Raw genomic sequence first — 15640 nt, 5'->3', positions numbered from 1 at the left:
CTCTCTCCTTCAAAGGGATTATTTTAATGATTTTTATAGGTATATTTTCACAATATTCAAACTTTCATTTTTATGCTGTCTGTTTCATGCGACGGCTGATACATCGATTGCATCCGTTCATGAAGCAATACTGCCGTTTCTGTCATTAATTTTTTCCCGATTTCATCCACATGGCGGTTTCGCCAATTTTCTAATTGCGATCCTTTGACCCATTGATTAAAGGCTCCCAGCGCGGGACCGCAGTGAATTTGATAATCGACCTTCGAATGTTCGCTTCCGCTGATTGCCAATTTTGAGCTGTATCTGAAGTACCATCGAAAAATCAAAGCCATTTTATGCTTCGGATTTTGTTCCGCCTTCTCAATGTCTGCAGCGGGATAATGCAATGCAATATCTTTATATATGTCTTCTATACTGCGTTTAAAGTATTTCTCCTCAAGCTGGGCCAGCATCTTTGCATCCAGCTCACGTATAGACCCATACCGCTGATACAGTTCATATAACTTGTTTGCCCGTGCGGGAAAGAACACGCCTTTCTTTAGCACCTGCACTTTACTGCCCGATTCAAACATATCACCTGCAGGCGCATAGGCTGTATCTTGTACATTCATCTGCTGAAGCAAATCCTTTACTTTATCACTTGTTGCCGCCTCAACCGTACATTGATTGATTGAGCCTGTTAGAATAAAATCAGCTCCTAGCATAAAAGCCGCCATCGCTGCCTCAGGTGTTCCAATTCCTCCAGCTGCACCAACTCTTATTTTTTTCCGGTATTGATATTTTTTCATCATTTCATCTCTTAAAGATGTCATTGCCGGCATCAGGCTGTATGCTACACCGCCATCTGTATGACCGCCTGAATCAGCTTCTACACAAATATCGTCAGCCATCGGAATGCACCGCAACAACTCAGCTTCGTTCATAGTGATTTTATTTTCTCCTAAAAGCTTTTGCAGCATATTCTCAGGCGCAGGACTCAGAAATGATTCTGCAACTTCCGGCCGTGATATTTTTGCTATGAGACGATTTGAGCATATAACGTCACCATTTTGATTTCGTTTCACTCCTTTTGCGCGGTACCTTACTAATGCAGGGGTGACACTTAAAAATGCTGAAGCTTCCACAATGCTCACTTGATTCCTCAATAAAAGATCGATCATTTTTTCTTCTGATTCAGTATGTTTCATATTGTGGACCAGATTGATGCCATAGGCTTGTCCTTTCCCTAATTCACCTTGTATAGCATGGATCGCATCTTCAACCTCTTTCAGGCTCAGACCTCCTGTGCCAAAGAACCCCATCATTCCCGCCCTTGACAGCTTTACTACCATTTCTTTCGAAGCAATGCCGCGGTACATTCCTCCTGCAAGATAAGCATATGTAAGATGATAATCTTGTTTAAATTCAGCACTTCCTAAAGATTCTGCCGTAATCCCAGCTTGAACATTGCGTTGCTCCTTTAGATGCGCACTGATCGCGGGGTTCTTTTTCAGTATATATGTCAATGGTTCAGCTTCATTTTTAATCCGATGAATGAGACCGGTTAAAACAGTTCCGGGCCCAATCTCTTCAAACTCCATTTCTCCTCTTCCCATCAGAAAACGAATGCTGTCCGTCCATTTCACTGTGTTGTCCATTTGTTCAGATAATGTATCTTTTAATCTGTCTTGATGGTATGGCTCTGCGTAGACATTGGAGATAACCGGGATCGCCAAAGGTGCAAACTGGAATAAGTCAATATATTGCTTAAATACCTGTTTGGCTTCATTCATATATCTGGAATGAAAAGCTCCGCTCACATTTAATGGATGAAACAGCTTTACATCCTTGGTGTTTTCAAATACAGCCCGAGCTTTTTCAACCTCTTTTTTCGGGCCAGAAATCACAATTTGCCGGGGCGTATTTTCATTTGCCACATCAATGTCATGAAGACGGCGCTCTTCTAAAACGGCTGTAACTTGTTCCTTACTCAGGCCGATCACAGCAGCCATTCCGCCCCCTGTAATTCGTCCCATCAATTCTCCTCTTTTTTTGACGAGCCTTAATCCGGTTTCAAAATCAAAGGCACCGGCTGCCATCAGCGCATTGTATTCTCCTAAGCTATGTCCTGCCGCAAAATCAGGTTTTCTGCCGGTCTCCTCTACTCTCTTCAAGTAACTGAGTGCATTAACAACGTACAAAGCCGGCTGCGTGTATTCAGTATGATTTACATCCAGATATGATTTTTCGGTACATAGCTTCTCTATTGAATAGCCCAATATTTGATCTGCTTGATCAGTCAAATGCTGATATTGTTCAAATAGGCCTTGTCCCATCCCCTTTTGCTGGGAGCCTTGCCCTGGAAAGACATATGTAATCATCTTGTAAACTTCCTTTCTGGTGTACGGAAATACTCAACCGTATTCAGATTTTTCAGCTCCTGATGAAATGGTGTTATGATTGAGCAGCAACGGTCAGCTGAATCACCCGGAATCAGCTGTTTCACAAAAGCAGCTAAGGTGCCGGATGGCCCTAAATCGATAAACTTGCATGCATGCTGGCTTTCCAAATATCGAATCGCTTCACGAAACATCATTGGCTTTCTGACCGCATTCCAAAAGAAATTCTCGTCCATTACGTGAAGGCAGCTTCCCGTTAAGCTCGATACAATCGGTATTGACGGTTTTTTAAAAGATTTTGATCTTAAAAATTCTGCATAGGCACTCTCTGCCGGATCAATAAGCGAAGAATGAAAGGCATAGGACACAGGAAGCAGCTGGCAAAGAATCTGCTTCTCCTTTAAATCCTCCATAATCCTCCTTATATGATCTTCTTCACCAGAAATGACGAAGTGCGAATCATAATTGATAGAAATGAGTTCACTATTTCCAAACAGTTGATGATGATCATTCAGCAATTGCGGTTTGTCAAGAATGGCCAGCATTTTTCCTTTATCGCAGGAATTTTGGATGATAATAGCCTGTTCAAGTATGCAATCCAGTATATCCTCTGCGTCTGACACACCAGAAACTGCCGCTGCTGCGAATTCTCCCAGACTTGATCCTAATACGTAATCAGGATAAATTCCCCTGTCTTCCAAAACCTTATATAAGGAATACTCGATCATAAAAATGGCGGGGTGAGAAAAAAGAATACTGTCAAACGGATCTGACACACGTTTATCTTGATGGTAGATTTCTTCAACAATGGATGTGCGGATTCGCCGTGCTGCAATGGCATCCATTTCAAGCATTGATTGGCGAAACACGGTATTTTCCTTAAATAGTTCTTTCCCCATGTGATAGTATTGGGAACCTTGCCCGGAAAACATAAAAACAAGCGGTTCTTTCATGTGTATAACCTTCTTTTTTTATATTTATGACGGCTATTGGATTTCTTATTTCCATGTATGTTGTAAAAGCACATAGCAGCGATTGAAATGAAATTAATAAATGGAAAAGACATATGTGAAAAGTAAAGGAGATTCAACTTGGAAGGATTGCTATTGGTGCTCTGGATGCGGTTCATTTATGACGTGATCGTAGATGGATGTTGATATCTCAAAATTGATGTAACATGATAACAGGATCAGCAAAAAACATCGACTCTATGATTGGTGGGTGCGGTTAAAAAATGGACCATCTAGATGTGGGAGCGATGGTTTGACAGACCGGCTGACATAGTTCAAATGTCTAACTTAATTTATCAGCCTCTTTATGTAACAGTATATAAAGTTATTCAATTAGAAACAGTGTCAATCGAACGATTGAATCCTTAAAACTTTATACCTTAAATGAAAGGAAATCTGTGTTTAGACCTGATTGATGAGGTACACGGCCATAGGGGCAAATGCTTTAGCGGGGCATTGCTTCCGCATCTTTCTTTATGCGATGAATTAACCCAGTTAAAACATTTCCAGGCCCTACCTCCTCAAACTCCATATGGCCTTTTTTCATTAAGTATCTTATGCTGTCAGTCCATTTCACTGAATGATTAATTTGATCAGCCAGCGTCTGTTTCATGAATTCGTATGTATACGGTTTGGCATACACATTAGAAATAACCGGGATAGACGGAGGCGAAAAATAAAAGGCATGAAGGAACTCCTCAAATTCTTCTTTTGCCTTATTCATGTATCTGGAATGAAACGCGCCGCTTACGTTTAAGGGGAGTACCATTGTAACTTCAGTCATCGTTTCAAAAAGAGATGCGGCTTTTTCAATCTCCTCTTTTTTTCCTGAAATTACAATTTGATATGGGGCATTCACATTAGCGATATCAACATCATGTAAATGATATTCTTTCAGAGCCTTTGCAACCTGCTCTTCATTTAGTCCCATAACAGCTGCCATACCGCCGTTGCTTATCAGACTCATCAGTTCGCCTCTTTTTCTGACAAGCTGTAAACCTGTCTTAAAATCAAAGGCTTCAGCTGCAAATAACGCATTGTATTCACCCAAGCTGTGCCCGGCGACAAAGTCAGGTTTAACTTCTTCATCCTTGATTTTTTTCAGATAGCTTAGTGCGTTTACCACATATAACGCCGGCTGAGTAAATTGCGTTTTGTTTAAATTGGAATAAGGATTTTCCAGGCAAAGACGTTTGATAGAATATCCTAAGATCTCATCTGCCTGATCCGTCAGTTCTTTAAATTCATCGAATAGGCCGCTGCCCATTCCCTGTTTTTGTGAACCCTGACCTGGAAAAACATATGTGATCATTCTCTCAAAGCCACCCTTCCGATTAGTAGATGTCTTTCACTTCTGTATGATTTTATAATAGTGATGACCGGATAAATAGTAGCATGTTCATGTTGATGGTAACCTCTGTAAATATTATCCGTCAAGTTAATTTTTCCTACAGTTTGCTCGATTGTTTTTCTGCTTTTTTCCATTGAGGAATAAAGGATCAGGAGATATAACAGAACATAAGAAAAAAGACCCGGATTACGTATAGGGCGCCATATCATGATAATGCGCTTCATTTTCTTTCAAATGAGTTTTCAAAATAAATAACACCCTTCTATGTAATCATTTTCGAAAATAAAAATCATTTAGATATTCGAAGAAAAATAGGATAATAGATTCAGAAGGATTATTTAAAATCAAAAATACCTTTTTGGTTTTTACGAGTGCGAAATTTCACAAAATATTCTTTCTTATCAATTTGAAAGTAAATATTATGCTGATAAAGATCCTTTATCGAATGGCCGGGCGATTTGCCAAATGAGTGACCAGGATACACCCGTACATGGGGTGAAACCTCCGACTTTATTCTTTGAATACTATCAAACATCTCTTCCGCAGAGCTGCCATCATCCTCACATATGCCGCACCCTTCTGTAAACACCGTATCTCCGGTAAAAATACTCTCAGAAAACAAATAACACATTCCGCCAGCTGTATGCCCTGGTGTGAGAAGGCATTGTGCTCTTGTGTTTCCTATGCTGATTGTCTGATGATCATCTAGGCTAATTAAATTTCTGCATCGGAATTGATAATAATCAATTTCTTTTTTTGACATATAAACTTGAGCGTTAAACATCTTCGTCAGCGGGTCTACCAGATTTACATGATCATAATGAGAGTGTGTCAATGCGACTGCCTTTAATTCCGCTTCGAGTTCAGAAAGTGTAGTGGTTATCTTACTCAATTCCCATGAGGGATCAACAACAATTGCAGATCTGCTTACAATATCTTCAATGATATAGCAATAATTCGTCCAGCCCTGATACCTTGTTTTAATTGGATGCACCTTGTAAGTAAGATTCATTTATACCATCCCTATCATGTAAAGTTCTTAAACGATGGACCAGTGTTCATCCCTCAGTCCGTCTTTCATTCCACTTTACCAAACAGCATGATTGTTTTCCATTTTTTTCAGAGATCCTTGTTCTTTGAATATAAAAAAGCGACTCTTTTGGACGCATGCCCAACAAGAATCGCTTTTCGCACTAGTGCCTTAAGGATGTCGTTTTTGTGTCTCACGTGTATCTTCCACGCAAATTGACTCTACATGCTGCATAATGACCCGCTTAATTCGGTCTTTATTCACTCGCACAGGGTCAAGCATGGCATGTAAAGCCAAGCCGTCAACAAGCGCGTAAAGTCTCTCAGCTTCAATGTCTTTATCAGCATTCTGCTTCAGTAAATCGGATTCATCTAAATAGGCAATCAGATTCCGCATGCCGCTGAAAATCCCGTCATGATTCGCATCAAACATATCCTTTTTATGTCTGGCGTAAGCAGTAAAAGCAAACCAAACCTCCATCTCTCTAATCGTTTCTTCATTCGTTGGGACCATTTCAAGCAACATTTGCAACACTTTTTCTTTAGGGAGCAAATCCCTCACTGCAATGTCCTTAATTCGGGCCGTCACCTTTTCTTGGACAAGTTTCATTGCAAAAGCAAGCAATTCATCTTGTGTAGAGAAATAATGGCGCAGCGCACCTAATGACAATCCTGCTTCCTTTGCAATATTTCTGGCTGATGCTCCTTCCATCCCTCGTTCTAAAATGACGCGCCACGTTGCTTCTGCAATTTGTTTTCTTCTTTTCTCATGATCAATTTGTTTTGGCATAGCTTTATTGTAACAAGAAAAAAATGAGAGAGCAATTTTTATAATACAGTTGTGTTACAAAAACAAAGATGGTAACATATTATTTAAATAATACAACTGTATTGAAAAGAGGGGAATGGATTGAACGGTATCGCATGGATGATTGTTTTCTGTGAAATTGCGTTTTGGGTTGTCATTGTTTTGGGGCTTGCTGTACGCTACGTATTCAAACGACATACATTAGGACTGCTATTCCTTGCCTTAACTCCCGTTATCGATTTGATCTTGTTAGCGGCAACTGGTGTGGACCTTTACCGCGGAGCCTCAGCGACCGCAGCCCATGGGATTGCAGCTGTTTACATCGGTATATCGATCGCTTATGGGAAACAAATGATTCAATGGGCAGATGAAAAATTTCAATATTATGTGACAAAAAAAGGCGCAAAACCGCTGAAACGTTTTGGAATGGATCATGCCAAGCACGGTGCGAAAGGCTGGCTAAGACATGTGCTGGCCTACTTAATTGGTGCGGGACTATTGGCAGGGATGATCTATTTTATCAATGACTATGCCCGAACCGAGGCATTGAGCGGCATTCTTAAACTGTGGACTGTCATTATAGGCATTGACTTTCTCATTACAGCCAGCTATTTTATTTGGCCAAAAAAAGAGAAAGCTTCGGCGAATCTCAGGAGTTAACATGAAGAAAAAGGCCCTTCCCTAGTGGAAAGGACCTTTTTTGGTTTTGTTAAAATATGCTATACTATTTTCGTTAGAAAATAGACTTATAGATATTTTGGGCTGATTCAAGGGTAACTGTTGTATGAGTAAGCAGGTGAAGGGAGTGTCATACTTGAACCAAAAAGAACAGAACGAGCACTCTAAAGATTTTAACTTGAGATCAAAATTAATCGGAATTGTATCTATCACTTTTATCGCGGCCATTGCGCTTGCAGTCATCTTCGGCGGCTTTTTCTTCGGGATGAAAGGCTTGTTCTCCATACTTGGCATCACATACGCTTCCAATCAAACATTAGCTTTATTTATTTTAGCCTGCTTTGCTGTAGGATTAATCATAGACCCACTCACAAAGATTATCTCTATCATTTTGGCAAAATCACTTTCATTGAAAAAGACTGCACTTTTTGCTTTTATACTGTATTTTATCAGCAATCTTATAACGATCTGTTTTGCAGATTACTTTATGCAGTCTATTTATATTCCAGATGTCTTGCTTGTTGTGATATCAGCTTTCATGGCTTTCATTGAACTTGCTTTTGATAACCAGCCTAATAGAGAAGCAGCTTAAAGCCGATGGCAGATATGGAAAATTCATAACACCCTATATTTGGACATCACCAGTTATATAAACGAAAAAATCTCCCTGTTCACACGAACAGGGAGCAAAACACAATGTCGTAATTTAAATTCTGCATTCTAAAATGATTCTTACATTTGGATCATCAAGTTCATCCAAAAAGATAATGATCTTCGGACCACATGCCATATGTTTCCACCCCCTCACCCAAAATATACATTAATCCCAATTGCCTGTAAATGGAAATTTCGTTATACGGAGGAACCATGAAGTATAATGCGTTAACACTGCTCACACGTTTACAACCGTTTCTTATAATCTGACACTCGAAGGAGTACAAAAAAAGCATTGATCCATTCAGAGAATGGATCAATGCCTACCACCCCCGCTACATCACGCGTTTGAACATCTTTTCCATCTCATATGTCGAGTGGTGAATGATGATCGGGCGGCCGTGCGGGCATGTAAATGGGTCTGATGTGCTTCGGAGGTCGTCCAGAAGCGCTTTGATTTCATCGTTTCTGAGGTGGCGATTTGCTTTGATGGAGCCTTTGCAGCTCATCATAATCGCCGCTTCCTCGCGGAGTTTTTTAATATCTATATTTTTGGAGTCGAGCACCTGCTGAATGATTTCTTCTATAAGCTCTGCTTCTTCTCCCTTTGGAAACCAGGCCGGGTGGCAACGGACGATGTAACTGTTAGAGCCGAATGACTCTAAAAAGACACCGACGCTTTCGAGCTCTTGTTTGTGCTGTTCAATAATCAAAGCCTCATTTGTGGAGTAGTGGAACGTCAGCGGTACAATCATATCTTGCACCTCAGGCTCAACCTCCCCCACCTTTTCACGAAAGTACTCATATTTAATACGTTCTTGGGCGGCGTGCTGGTCGATAATATACAGGCCGTTTTCGTTTTGTGCCAATATATAAGTCCCGTGCATCTGGCCGATCGGGTACATAATTGGAACCCGATCAGACGCTGGCTGCTGCTGTTCCTCATGGCATTCCTGCTCAAATGTTTCAGGCTGTTCTTCTGAAACATCGGACACCTCAAGGGTTTGTTTCTGATCAACGATAGGTGGAGCATCAAATTGGAGAGGAGGCAATTCTTCCTCCGCATCAATCGGCTCTTTCACGACTGAGCTGAGCTTCATTGGTGAATAAGATGACGCAGTCGATTTTTCCGGAACTTTTTTTTCCGGAGGCTTTTCATCAAAGGTTATGAACTGCTGCTCATTTTTGATAACAGGTGCCGATTTTTTCGGGAGCTGGGCACTCGGAATCAGCTGCTGCTGTTTAAATACATCTTTAATTCCGTCACGAATTAAGTCATGAAGCTCTGTTTCCTTGCTGAGCCGGACCTCAAGCTTCGATGGATGCACGTTGACATCGACTAAAATCGGGTCCATCGTAATTTCTATAAAGGTAATTGGATGGCGTCCGATCGGCAGAAGCGTATGATAGCCTTCATGAACCGCTTTGACGAGCGGGAAATTTTTAATGTAACGGCCATTGACCACAGACGACATATAGTTTCTCGACGCCCGTGTAATCTCTGGGAGGGCGATATATCCCTTTACTTCAAAATCCAAAGAGCTCACATGCAGCGGAAGCATTTTTTTGGCGACAGCCGTGCCGTAAATCGCTGCCAGTACATGGCGCACATCTCCGTTTCCGTTCGTTTGAAGCAGGTTTTTCCCATGATGGCGCAGGCGAATCGATACCTCTGGATGCGCCAGAGCAATACGGTTAACCACATCTGTAATGTTTCCAAGCTCTGTATGAACGGTTTTCATATATTTCAAACGGGCCGGTGTGTTAAAAAACAGGTTGGAAACGACAATTTCAGTTCCCTTCCTGCTTGAGGAACGCGATTCGGAAATGATGTTTCCTCCTTGGAGGACGAGCTTCGTCCCAGCTCCTTCACCAGTGCTTGTTGTAATCTCCAGATGAGAGACTGACGCGATACTCGGCAGGGCTTCTCCCCTGAAACCGAGCGTTCTCACCCTGAATAAATCATTTTCATCTTTTATTTTACTCGTTGCGTGGCGGCGGAAAGCTCGCTTGCAATCTTCATTCTCCATCCCTTCGCCGTTATCCAAGACCCGAATGGATGCAAGGCCTGCTTCCTCAATATCGATTTCAATGACTGTGCTGTCAGCGTCGATCGCATTTTCCACCAATTCTTTGACGACTGAGGCGGGCCGTTCCACAACCTCGCCCGCCGCTATTTTATTTGAAAGCTCATCTGACAGCTGGATGACTTTTGCCACATTCATCACCCCGTTTTAATGTAATTTCTTTTGCAGCTTGTACATTTCATTCATCGCTTCAAGCGGTGTCATATCCAGTATATTAAGTGATTTGAAAGCATCGATCACTTGCTTTTCTTTTTTTGAAAGCTTTGGTGTTTCAGCCGGCTTTTCCGCTTCGTCAAAAAAGGACAGCTGTGCCGGCTTTTCTTTCACCTGAGGTTTCTGCATCGGCACTTCCGGTTTGTTTCCTGAATGCTCAAGCTCTTTTAAAATATCTTGAGCGCGCGCAATCAGATCTCCCGGCAGTTCGGCAAGCTGAGCTACATGGATACCATAGCTTTTATCAGCGGCACCTTCTTTAATTTGATGAAGAAAGACAACCGTTCCGTTATATTCTTCAGCGCGAACATGAACGTTTTTCAGCTGGGGCAGCTTGTCCTCAAGAACGGTCAGCTCGTGATAGTGTGTGCTGAACAGCGTCTTGGCGCCGATATGATCGTGAACATATTCAATAATCGCCTGTGCCAGCGCCATGCCGTCATAAGTGGACGTTCCCCGCCCGATTTCATCAAACAGAATGAGGCTGTTTTTCGTCGCGTTGACAATCGCATTTTTCGCTTCAAGCATTTCTACCATAAATGTACTTTGTCCGGAAATCAAATCATCTGCAGCGCCGATTCGCGTAAAAATTTGATCAAAAATCGGAAGCACCGCTTTTTTCGCGGGTACAAAGCAGCCGATTTGCGCCATAATGGAAATGAGCGCGATTTGTCTCATATACGTGCTTTTCCCTGACATGTTTGGACCTGTAATGAGAAGCATTTGTCTGTTATCGCCCATCATACAGTTGTTCGGGACATATTCCTGGCTGTCCATGACTTTTTCAACAACCGGGTGTCTGCCTTCAATCACTTCGACTTCATCTTTAGAGAACTCCGGTTTCGTGTAGTGACGATTTTCACTGATTGTCGCAAAGCATTGCAGTGCGTCCAGCTCGCTCATCTGTTTTGCAAGCTGCTGTAGCCGCGGAATATACTGCTTCACTTTCTCGCGCAGCTCGGTAAACAGCTCGTACTCCAGCTCACAGATGTTATTTTCCGCCTCTAAAATGAGCGCTTCTTTTTCTTTTAATTCAGGTGTAATGTAGCGCTCTGCATTGGTTAACGTCTGCTTCCGCTCATAACGCCCTTCCTCAAGCAAGTGCAAATTTGCTTTTGTCACTTCAATGTAATAACCGAAAACTTTATTAAAGCCAACCTTTAAAGAGCGAATGCCTGTGTATTCCCGCTCCTGCTGTTCCAGGCGGGCAATCCAGTCTTTTCCGTTTCTGCTTGCATCACGATATTCATCAAGCTTTTGATTATAACCATCTTTAATCAGGTTCCCTTCTTTTACCGATAAAGGAGGGTTTTCGTACAGCGCTTCTTCCAGCAGTTCAAGTACATCCCCGCAAGGGTCAATGCGCTTTGCACGTTCCTTGGCCTTGTCATGAGCCAGTGAAGCAACCAGCTGTTTGATGCCAGGAACCTGCTTTAACGATTCCTTCAGCTGAATCAAATCCCGGGCATTGACATTTCCGAATGCAACGCGTCCGGCAAGGCGTTCTAAGTCATATACTTCTTTTAAACGTTCACGCAGTTCTTCCCGTTCAAAGAAATGGGACATCAATGTTTCCACCATTTCTTGGCGCTCTTCGATTTGATTGACTCTGATAAGCGGCCGGTCAATCCACTGTTTAAGCAGCCGGCCTCCCATTGCCGTTTTTGTTTCATCCAGCAGCCACAAAAGGGAGCCTTTTTTATTTTTTGAACGGATCGTTTCGGTCAGCTCCAGATTACGCTTTGAGTACAAGTCAATTTTCATCGCTTCCTCAAGCTCATACACCTGCACGGGCTGAAGATGATCAAGGCTGCGCTTTTGGGTTCTTTTCAGATACGTATATAAGCGCATAAATGTTTTTGTTATATCTTCATTATTTAAGTGCTCAATGATCGTTACGTGTTCGTCTGTTTCTCCGTCTTCAATTGAAATCGTTGCACCGCACCGCTCTCTCAGCTGTGCCACTGTATCGGCATCCAAGCTTCCTGAAACCACGATTTCCCGTGCGCCGACTGAATAAATTTCTGATATGACGTCTTCAAGCCGTTCAATCAAAACAGCCAAATTTTCTCCCGTTGTTAAATCAGACAGCGCAAGTCCGTATCCGTTCGAGCAGGCTGAAACAGATGCGATAAAATTATTTTCCGATTCATGGATGCCTTTGCCGTCCATTACAGTTCCGGGCGTAATCAGCTGAACCACTTCTCTTTTCACAACGCCCTTTGCAGCTTTCGGATCTTCCGTCTGTTCACAGATCGCCACTTTGTATCCTTTTTTAATAAGCTGTTCGATATACGCGGAAGCAGAATGATACGGCACACCGCACATCGGTATTTTTTCAGCCGCACCGCCGTCTCTGCTCGTTAACGTAATTTCCAGCTCCTGTGACGCTTTTTTGGCGTCCTCAAAAAACATTTCGTAAAAATCACCCAGGCGAAAAAATAAAAAGGCATCCTGGTGCTCTGCCTTTATTTTTAAATATTGCTGTATCATAGGCGTATAACCGGCCATTGTTTAATCCCTCACTATGTATCAACGTTTCTATTTTCCAACCTTCATTATAACATAAACAAAAAGTGATAAAAGAATGATATATCAATATAAAAAAGAGACTTGGGGGTACTGTCTCCCCTAGTCCCTTTTTTATTCTTCAGGATCTCCCACTAAAAACTCCGGGTTGATGTCTTCAAGCTCTTCATCAAGCTCATCTTCCCAATCTTCCTCGTCATCCTCTTCCCAGTCAGGATTGACCTCAACAACTACCTTTGTTTCCCCTACCACTTCCGCCAAAAATTCTCTTTCTGCCTGCACAACGATTTTATTTCCATTCGGCGAAATGGTCACTTCAAGGCAGTTTGGCTGCTGAAGCACTTTGGCAATCACTTCATGCTCATCATCTAAGTAATTATTGTCTCTGTATCTGAGTTTAATGACATCTACATATTTTACCCGTTCTGTGACAACCTCTGTCTTTGTGTTGTCCGCATAAGAGTACCATACGTTTATATCATAATACCCTTCAATTTCTACCGTTTTTCCAATTTTTTCAGCGTCATACTTGTGGTTAATAATCCAACCACCCAAAATGCTGCTCGGTTTTTTCTCAGGCGAGATGGTGTTGGTGCATTGGGTGAATTTTCGGCCTTTCGCTACTACTGCCTTCGTAATAATTTCCCTGTATTCAGACATTCCGGCATGCCTCCTTGTTCTTCTTCGTGTTATCTTATGCTGGGCATTTGTCTAGTGTGCATTTTTATAAATAAAATATAAAAATACAAAGTTTCTGTTCCATTGTATGCAGGGGTGCCTAGAAACTTTACTTATAAGTGCGATAAAGTTTATACGCGGCTGAGCACAGAATAACCAATTGAACATTTAGTACATAGATTATTTAGTTCATTTTTAACCGCACAAATGATAAAAAAACACGGGCCTGTAAAGGCACCGTGTTTAGAGAGAACAGCTGTTATTTGAATGCTTCACCTTTGAACCGGTTTCCCCTTTCAGCAGGTCGCCTCCGGTTGATGTGATGATTTCATTTGTGACTTGGTTGGAAATGGTGTGTGCAACGAGCTGCAATAGGTCATTTACTTCCATCTGCGAGTCTCTGAATTCCTGGATAACAGGAATCTCTTCAAGCTCTTCTTGCAGCGCGTCAATTTTTGCTTCTACTTGTTTGAGCGCTTCATGCTTTTCATAATGCTTCAGATTGACAGCCTGCTTTTGCAGGGCTTTAATCTGATTAACGATTGTGGACACTTTGTCATTCTCATTGATTTGCGCTTCAGCCCGTTTGAAAAAATCAACCTCTTCTGTTTCAGAAATCATTTTTGCAAGGTTTCGTGCCTGCTGCACAATGTCTTTTTTTGAGTAGAGCGTCATCTTATTTCACCTCGATTGCTTCTCCTACCATTTCTCCGTCAAGCGACCATGTTTTCGCTTGCTGGATTTTCACGCGGACGATTTTGCCGATGGCTTCCTTCGGCCCTTTGAAATTGACAAGCTTGCTTTTTTCCGTATAGCCGGCAAGAATATCAGGGTTATTTTTGCTTTCACCCTCAACTAATACTTCGACAACCTTGCCTTCGTATTCCTTCATTTTTTTAGCAGAAATTTCATTCACCAGTGCGTTTAGACGCTGCAGGCGTTCTTTTTTCACACGCATCGGTACATTATCTTTCATCTTAGCAGCCGGAGTGCCCTCACGCGGAGAGTAAATGAACGTATAGGCGCTGTCAAACTCCACTTCACGGTATAGAGAAAGCGTTTCTTCAAACTGTTCGTCCGTTTCATTTGGAAATCCGACGATAATGTCCGTTGTCAAAGAAGCGTTCGGCATCGCTGTCTTTATTTTTCGCACCAGCTCCATGTAACGCTCTCTGTCATATTTGCGGGCCATCAGCTTCAGAACTTCTGAGCTTCCTGATTGAACCGGAAGATGAATGTGATCAAGCAGATTTCCGCCTTTTGCCAGCACTTCAATGAGGCGGTCGTCAAAGTCGCGCGGATGACTCGTTGTAAAACGGATTCTCGGGATATCGATTTTTCTCAGTTCATCCATCAAATCACCAAGTCCGTACGTCATATCTTCAAAGTCTTTTCCATACGCGTTTACGTTTTGGCCTAACAGAGTAATTTCCTTATAGCCTTCACTTGCAAGCCTTCTCACTTCCTGAATGATATCCTCAGGGCGGCGGCTTCTTTCTTTCCCGCGTGTGTAAGGCACAATGCAATACGTACAGAATTTGTCACAGCCGTACATGATATTGACCCAGCCCTTAATTTTTCCATTTCGGACTTTCGGAAGGTTTTCAATAACGTCCCCTTCCTTAGACCAAACTTCTACAACCATTTCTTTTGAAAGGTATGCTTCTGACAAAAGCTCCGGCAGGCGATGAATGTTATGCGTTCCGAAAATCATATCGACAAACGGATGTTTTTTCAAAATACGGTTCACGACTGATTCCTCTTGGGACATACAGCCGCACACGCCTAAAATCAGATCGGGATTGTTTTTTTTCAGTGCTTTTAAGTGTCCGAGCTCACCAAACACCTTGTTTTCAGCATTTTCACGGATTGCACATGTATTTAACAAAATGACATTGGCATCGTCAACAGAGTTTGTCGCTTCGTAACCGAGCGCCATAAAGATCCCTGCCATAACCTCTGTATCGTGTTCATTCATTTGGCAGCCGTACGTACGGATATAGAACTTTCTTCCGTCTCCCAATCCTTTAAATTGTTCAGAAATTTTAAAGTCATTATGATAAGTAACGGCTTCCTTGCCTCGTTTTTTCGCGTCTTTTAAAGAAGGCGGAATGTAAACAGCTTCAAAGTATTTGCTGTAATCCTTCTCGGATTTTTTGTCCGATGGATTAACTTGTCCGCTCTCTAATTTTTGTTTTTCATTCATGTCATATTTTCTCCTTTCA

At 42.0% G+C, this 15640-nt stretch carries 13 protein-coding genes; 2 read left to right on the top strand and 11 right to left on the bottom strand.

Annotated elements, in window-relative coordinates; translation table 11 throughout:
- Positions 1-56 precede the first annotated feature (56 nt).
- The 6 genes from fabD (NYE56_RS08710) to NYE56_RS08685 all read right to left on the bottom strand — a co-directional run bounded on the left by fabD (NYE56_RS08710) (position 57) and on the right by NYE56_RS08685 (position 6558).
- A complete protein-coding gene (fabD, locus tag NYE56_RS08710) occupies positions 57-2360 on the bottom strand; it encodes an ACP S-malonyltransferase (RefSeq protein ID WP_341283719.1) in 2304 nt (767 codons plus the stop codon).
- A complete protein-coding gene (locus tag NYE56_RS08705) occupies positions 2357-3331 on the bottom strand; it encodes an acyltransferase domain-containing protein (protein WP_341283718.1) in 975 nt (324 codons plus the stop codon). Before NYE56_RS08705 ends, fabD (NYE56_RS08710) begins: the two co-directional genes overlap by 4 nt.
- Before the next feature lie 502 nt (positions 3332-3833).
- Positions 3834-4700 (bottom strand): ACP S-malonyltransferase, encoded by an 867-nt coding sequence (gene fabD, locus NYE56_RS08700; protein ID WP_341283717.1) that lies wholly within the window; start codon positions 4698-4700, stop codon positions 3834-3836.
- Complete coding sequence (locus NYE56_RS08695) at positions 4697-4963, bottom strand: hypothetical protein (RefSeq protein WP_341283716.1); 267 nt, start codon at positions 4961-4963, stop codon at positions 4697-4699. The genes fabD (NYE56_RS08700) and NYE56_RS08695 overlap by 4 nt, the downstream gene beginning before the upstream one ends.
- Before the next feature lie 110 nt (positions 4964-5073).
- Complete coding sequence (locus NYE56_RS08690; RefSeq protein ID WP_003231824.1) at positions 5074-5751, bottom strand: MBL fold metallo-hydrolase; 678 nt, start codon at positions 5749-5751, stop codon at positions 5074-5076.
- Between the two features lie 189 nt (positions 5752-5940).
- Positions 5941-6558 carry a TetR/AcrR family transcriptional regulator gene (locus tag NYE56_RS08685; protein WP_268553839.1) on the bottom strand — a complete coding sequence of 206 codons (618 nt, stop codon included), beginning with the start codon at positions 6556-6558 and terminating at the stop codon, positions 5941-5943.
- Positions 6559-6678: 120 nt separating this feature from the next.
- Here NYE56_RS08685 and NYE56_RS08680 point away from each other — a divergent pair, with 120 nt between their 5' ends.
- Complete coding sequence (locus NYE56_RS08680) at positions 6679-7236, top strand: hypothetical protein (protein ID WP_014476847.1); 558 nt, start codon at positions 6679-6681, stop codon at positions 7234-7236.
- Between the two features lie 154 nt (positions 7237-7390).
- A complete protein-coding gene (locus tag NYE56_RS08675; RefSeq protein WP_015252068.1) occupies positions 7391-7846 on the top strand; it encodes a regulatory YrvL family protein in 456 nt (151 codons plus the stop codon).
- A 397-nt stretch (positions 7847-8243) separates the two neighbouring features.
- On the opposite strand, the gene mutL is transcribed toward NYE56_RS08675, so the two are convergent.
- The 5 genes from mutL to miaB all read right to left on the bottom strand — a co-directional run bounded on the left by mutL (position 8244) and on the right by miaB (position 15621).
- On the bottom strand, positions 8244-10127 hold the full coding sequence (gene mutL, locus NYE56_RS08670) for a DNA mismatch repair endonuclease MutL (RefSeq protein WP_341283715.1): 1884 nt from the start codon (positions 10125-10127) through the stop codon (positions 8244-8246).
- Between the two features lie 15 nt (positions 10128-10142).
- Entirely contained in the window at positions 10143-12719 is a 2577-nt protein-coding gene (mutS, locus tag NYE56_RS08665) for a DNA mismatch repair protein MutS (RefSeq protein ID WP_341283714.1), read from the bottom strand.
- A gap of 132 nt (positions 12720-12851) precedes the next feature.
- Positions 12852-13397: an outer spore coat protein CotE gene (cotE, locus tag NYE56_RS08660; RefSeq protein WP_003231833.1), complete on the bottom strand. Its 546-nt coding sequence runs from the start codon at positions 13395-13397 to the stop codon at positions 12852-12854.
- A 261-nt stretch (positions 13398-13658) separates the two neighbouring features.
- Positions 13659-14090 carry a regulatory iron-sulfur-containing complex subunit RicA gene (ricA, locus tag NYE56_RS08655; protein ID WP_003231834.1) on the bottom strand — a complete coding sequence of 144 codons (432 nt, stop codon included), beginning with the start codon at positions 14088-14090 and terminating at the stop codon, positions 13659-13661.
- 1 nt (position 14091) lies between these two features.
- Positions 14092-15621 (bottom strand): tRNA (N6-isopentenyl adenosine(37)-C2)-methylthiotransferase MiaB, encoded by a 1530-nt coding sequence (gene miaB, locus NYE56_RS08650; protein ID WP_014479820.1) that lies wholly within the window; start codon positions 15619-15621, stop codon positions 14092-14094.
- Positions 15622-15640 lie beyond the last annotated feature (19 nt).

It is taken from the genome of Bacillus sp. FSL R5-0603 (genome assembly GCF_038050295.1).
Lineage (GTDB): Bacteria > Bacillota > Bacilli > Bacillales > Bacillaceae > Bacillus > Bacillus subtilis.
This window is presented reverse-complemented; position numbering and strand designations above follow the sequence as displayed.